Origin of the sequence: Micromonospora endophytica (assembly GCF_003236305.1) — a bacterium.
In the GTDB taxonomy this organism is placed as follows: Bacteria; Actinomycetota; Actinomycetes; order Mycobacteriales; family Micromonosporaceae; genus Micromonospora; species Micromonospora endophytica.
In genome coordinates this window covers 1-5,153 of record NZ_POTX01000328.1, presented here as the reverse complement: position 1 = coordinate 5,153, position 5,153 = coordinate 1, and the positions used below count along the sequence as shown (strand labels likewise).

Annotated in this window: 5 protein-coding genes; 2 read left to right on the top strand and 3 right to left on the bottom strand. The window is 68.1% G+C overall.

Going from position 1 to position 5,153, the window contains the following annotated elements:
- Positions 1 to 15 precede the first annotated feature (15 nt).
- Entirely contained in the window at positions 16 to 876 is an 861-nt protein-coding gene (locus C1I93_RS28165; RefSeq protein ID WP_111246294.1) for a hypothetical protein, read from the bottom strand.
- A gap of 31 nt (positions 877 to 907) precedes the next feature.
- On the bottom strand, positions 908 to 2,758 hold the full coding sequence (locus C1I93_RS28160; RefSeq protein ID WP_111246293.1) for a phosphoenolpyruvate carboxykinase (GTP): 1,851 nt from the start codon (positions 2,756 to 2,758) through the stop codon (positions 908 to 910).
- 400 nt (positions 2,759 to 3,158) lie between these two features.
- Between C1I93_RS28160 and C1I93_RS28150 the strand changes: the two genes are divergently transcribed.
- Both C1I93_RS28150 and C1I93_RS28145 read left to right on the top strand, forming a co-directional pair.
- Positions 3,159 to 3,686 carry a GtrA family protein gene (locus tag C1I93_RS28150; RefSeq protein WP_111246291.1) on the top strand — a complete coding sequence of 176 codons (528 nt, stop codon included), beginning with the start codon at positions 3,159 to 3,161 and terminating at the stop codon, positions 3,684 to 3,686.
- A gap of 63 nt (positions 3,687 to 3,749) precedes the next feature.
- A complete protein-coding gene (locus C1I93_RS28145; RefSeq protein ID WP_111246290.1) occupies positions 3,750 to 4,463 on the top strand; it encodes a GtrA family protein in 714 nt (237 codons plus the stop codon).
- A gap of 72 nt (positions 4,464 to 4,535) precedes the next feature.
- On the opposite strand, the gene C1I93_RS28140 is transcribed toward C1I93_RS28145, so the two are convergent.
- Positions 4,536 to 5,093, bottom strand: coding sequence for a PH domain-containing protein (locus tag C1I93_RS28140; RefSeq protein WP_111246289.1), 558 nt, complete (start codon positions 5,091 to 5,093; stop codon positions 4,536 to 4,538).
- Positions 5,094 to 5,153 lie beyond the last annotated feature (60 nt).

Here is a 5,153-nt window from a genome sequence, read left to right as displayed (position 1 = left end):
GGCGGGCAGCGGCGCTCAGGGCGGGGTGGCGGGGCCGCTGGCGCGGGCGGCGCGTCGGACGCCGTAGAGCGCGAGGACGGCTGCGGCGACAAGCGGTGCACCGTCGCGGACCAGGCCGTCGATGCCGAGCAGCCACCAACACAGTGGCAGGTGGACGGCGAGTACGCCCACGGTGATCACGACGAGGAGGGTGCCGGCCCAACGTTTGCCGCGTAGCAGGAAAGCGGTGCAGAACAGCACCAGGTAGCTGGTGGCGATGCCCGCGCCCAGCCAGAACAGCACCGCGGGGACGGCGAGCAGCCGTCCGTCCAGGATCGCTGCCCCGGCGACCAGGGCCGGGACCAGCATCAACGGGCTGTAGGTGAACGCCGCCACCCGGCTGGTCAGCAGCCAGGCGCTGGCCTCCGGCCGACGTGGTGGCAGTTCCCGCCAGGAGATGCCGGACCTGTCGATGACCAGCCGGGGTCGGTGCCGCACCAGGTGGCCGGCGACGGCCGAGGACCGGTACAGCAGCCAGAGCACCGTCACGCAGAGCACGGTGAGCAACACGAAGCCCAGCAACCCCGGCAACGGCGGCACACCGTGCCGGGGCACGACCAGCCTGCCGACAGCGAAGACCGTGGTGACGGCGAGGATCAGGCCGAGCGGCCGAGCCACCGTACGCCCCCGGCGCACGTGCCCGATCAGCAGCAGGAAGCCGAAGGAGCGCAGCATCGCCCAGCCGGTGCGTACCGCGAGCCCGAAGCCCTGCTCCGGCGCGTACCACCAGTTGAGCACCTCGACCACGACGGTGGCCGCGGCGGTCACCGCGAGCAGCGTGGTGAGCGCCCGGACGGCGGACGGCCGCCGGACCTCGGTCTCGGCGGCCGTCCTCATGGGATCCGATGATGCCCGTCTCGGGCGTCGATCACACCTGTCGCGGTGGCTGCTCCGCGTCGAGCCGGGCCCGCAGGGCGTCCAACTCGGCCCAGAGCACGCCGGGCAGCTTGTCGCCGAACTTCTCGAACCACTCGGTGACCAGCGGCAACTCGTCCCGCCACTCGTTCGGATCGACCTTGAGCGCGATCCGGACGTCCTCCGGGGTCAGGTCCAGACCCTCGACGTCGAGGGCGTCCACGGTGGGGACCATGCCGATCGGGGTCTCCACCGCCTCGGCCCGGCCCTCGATCCGCTCGACGATCCACTTGAGCACCCGGGAGTTCTCGCCGAAGCCCGGCCAGAGGAAGTTGCCCTCCGGGTCCTTGCGGAACCAGTTGACGTAGTAGACCTTGGGCAGCTTCGACTCGTCGCCGTCGGTGCCCTTGCCCATCTCGATCCAGTGCCGGAAGTAGTCGCCACCGTGGTAGCCGATGAACGGCAGCATCGCCATCGGGTCGCGGCGCACCACGCCCACCGCGCCGGAGGCGGCGGCGGTGGTCTCCGAGGAGAGGGTGGCACCCAGGTAGACGCCGTGCACCCAGTCCCGGGCCTCGGTCACCAGCGGTACGGTGTCCCGCCGCCGGCCACCGAAGAGGATCGCGTCGATCGGCACCCCGTTGGGGTCGTAGTAGTCGTCGGCGAGGATCGGGCACTGGGTGATCGGGGTGCAGAAGCGGCTGTTGGCGTGCGAGGAGAGGTTCTCGCTCTCCGGCGTCCAGTCGTTACCCTTCCAGTCGATCAGGTGAGCCGGCGGCTCACCCATGCCCTCCCACCAGATGTCCCCGTCGTCGGTCAGGGCCACGTTGGTGAAGATGGAGTTGCCCCGGTCGAGGGTCCGCATGGCGTTGGCGTTCGTCTTCCAGTCGGTGCCGGGCGCGACGCCGAAGAGGCCGTACTCCGGGTTCACCGCGTAGAGCCGACCGTCGGGGCCGAACCGCATCCAGGCGATGTCGTCACCGATCGTCTCGACCTTCCAGCCAGGGATGGTCGGCTCCAGCATGGCCAGGTTGGTCTTGCCGCAGGCCGACGGGAAGGCACCAGCGATGTGGTAGACCCGCCCCTCCGGCGAAGTGATCTTGAGAATCAGCATGTGCTCGGCGAGCCAACCCTCGTCGCGCCCCATCACGCTGGCGATCCGCAGCGAGTAGCACTTCTTGCCGAGCAGCGAGTTGCCGCCGTAGCCGGAACCGTACGACCAGATCTCCCGGGTCTCCGGGAAGTGCGAGATGTACTTGGTCTCGTTGCACGGCCAGGCGACGTCCTGCTGCCCGGGTGCCAGCGGCGCACCGATGGAGTGCAGCGCGTACACGAACTCCGCGTCGTCGCCCATCGCCTCCAGGATCTTGGCACCCATCCGGGTCATGATCCGCATCGACGCGACCACGTAGGGGCTGTCGGTGATCTCCACACCGAACATCGGGCTCTCGGCCTCGACCGGGCCCATGACGAACGGGATGACGTACATCGTCCGCCCGCGCATCGAACCCCGGTACAGCTCCGTCATGGTCCGCTTCATCTCGGCGGGCGCCATCCAGTTGTTGGTGGGCCCGGCGTCCGCTTCGTCGACAGAGCAGATGAACGTACGCTCCTCGACGCGCGCGACGTCCGTCGGATCCGTCCGGGCGTAGAACGAGTTGGGCTTCTTCTCGGGGTTCAGCCGGACGAGGGTCCCGGCCTCGACCAGTTCATCGGTGAGCCGACGCCATTCCTGGTCGGAACCGTCCACCCAGACAACCTGGTCAGGGGTGGTCAGTTCAGCGACCTCACGGACCCAGGCGAGGAGTTTGGGGTGGGATGTCGGGGCCTGATCTATTCCCCGAACGGTGGCCGGAGCAACCATGACACATCTCCTTGTGGTCGACGCTGACCTGTCTGTGGAGTGCACGAACATCGGCGCCACATCGGGTCGCCTTCGTGAAACCTGGGATTGGGCTCAGCGTAAACCGGCGGACCTCGTCAGTCAGTGGGACCGGTTGTGAAGAACTGCACAAGGTACGGTCACGCTGCGGCTTCACGAGCCTTTACCCGCTTTCACGCGCAGTTTCACGCAAATCCTGCGGCGGACCTCTGCCCCGATGCCCTCGGGTCGCTCCGGAACCAGCACCACCGCCGACCGACCGGCCGGTTCGCCGACCCCACTCCGGCAACGGTCGGTGACGCTCCGCCAACGCTGTTCCCACTGGTGGTTGCTACCCGTCGTGGAAGCCGGTAACCGGTACGCTCGGACGGTGGCCGCCACAATGACCGGGGAGTCCGGCTCCCCGCCGACCCGCCCGGGTCTGGTCCATTCCCTGATCGACCGGTTCGGTCATCTGGTGCGGGAGTTGAGCAAGTTCGCCACCGTCGGCGGCGCCGCCTTCCTCGTCGACTTCGCGCTGTTCAACTACCTGATCGGCCCGCAGGGCGTGGAGCAGATCACCGCGAAGACCATCTCCACGGTGCTCGCGGCGACCTTCGCCTTCCTGGGCAACAGGTTCTGGACCTGGCGGCACCGGAAGCGCTCCAACCCGGCCCGCGAGTACGCCCTGTTCTTCGTCTTCAACGCGGTGGGTCTGGGCATCGCGGTGGCCTGCCTGGCCATCAGCCGGTACGGCCTGGGCAGCATCTGGCCGGAGATCTTCCAGAACCGGCTCGCCGACAACATCGCCAGCTACGTCGTGGGCACCGGGTTCGGGACGATGTTCCGCTTCTGGTCGTACCGGCGGTTCGTCTTCGTGGAAGCGGGAACCCCAGACGTCGCGGAAGTCGACCGGGACCCCCGGGCGTGACCTCGCGCCCATCGGTCCGGACAGATCCCGCCAACCCCAGCCGACTGCCCTAAGGTGTTGCGCATGCCTCTCGTCCGCCTACTGCCGGAGCGTTGGCAGAAGTTCCTCCACGAGGCGCTCAAATTCGGCCTGGTCGGTGGCATCAACACGGTCATCAATTACGCCGTGTTCAACGCGCTCGCACTCACCGTTTTCGTCAACGGTCAGCTCAAGGCGACAGTGGTCGCGACCATAGTGGCGACGATCACGTCGTATCTGATGAATCGCCACTGGACGTACCGCGATCGTCCGAAATCTGCGCTTCGCCGGGAATACGTCCTCTTCTTCTTCTTCAACGGGGTGGGCCTACTCATCGAACTCGGCGTCCTCGCGGCCGCCAAGTACGGGCTCGACATCAACAGCCTGCTCGCGCTGAACATCGCCAAGACCGGCGGCGTGGTGCTGGCCACCCTGTTCCGCTTCTGGGCGTACCGCACCTTCGTCTTCCAGCCCGCAGCGCCACCCGAGGCCGAGCAGACGTGGCAGGGCCTGCCGCGCGACGAGTGGGACACGATGGCCGAGATGGACCCGGTGGCCGAACTCGCCGAGTCGATCACGGAGCTGGAGGAAGAGGAACCACCAGCGGTACGGCCCGGTCTCACCCCCCGCCCACTCCAGCCCCGAGCCCCGGCGCTGGGCACCGATGCCGGGCTGGCCGCGAACTTCGACAAGGAACTGGAAGCCGAGCTGGCCGAACTCCAGGCCGCCCCGGCGCCGCGCCGTTTCCGCCGCCGCTGACCCGACCGCACCGACCTTCCCGGCCGGTGCGGTCGGTGCGGTCGGTGCTGAGCAGCACCGCCAGCGGGCTGGTCAGGCGCCAGCGCTCTTGTCCCGCTCGGCGAGGATCTCGCGCAGCTCACCGTCACCGAGCGAGTGCTTGTCGTGGAACGCCTCGACCAGTTCGTAGAGCTTCGTCTGGACCCGGTCCACCTTCGGCACGTCGGGCAACACGGACTGCCCGCGCTCACCGGCGGACTCGATGGTGAGGGTGCCGTAGCCCAGCACACGTCCGATGAAACGCTGGTTCATCGAGTGGTCGTTCACCCGGCTGAGCGGGATGTCCCGCCGTTCACGGGAGAAAATCCCGTGCTGGAGCACCACCCGCTCGTTGGTGAACAGATAGTGCGTGCTGCGCCAGGAGAGGTAGGGCCAGACGGTCAGGCAGACCACCGCCAGCACGGCGAGGCCACCGATCACGGCGAGCGTGATCGAGCCGCCACCGCCGGAGGGCAGGAACAGGACACCGACCGCGACCGCGGCGATGGCGAGCACCAGCACCGCCACCGGCCGCATCAGGGCCTTCCAGTGCGGGTGCAGATGCAACACGACGTGCTCGTCCTCGGTGAGCACGTCTTCGGGAAACGCCACGCAAACCTCCTCGCAGAACCGGACGCCCAGACGCTAACCCCCACCCCCACTCCCCCACAT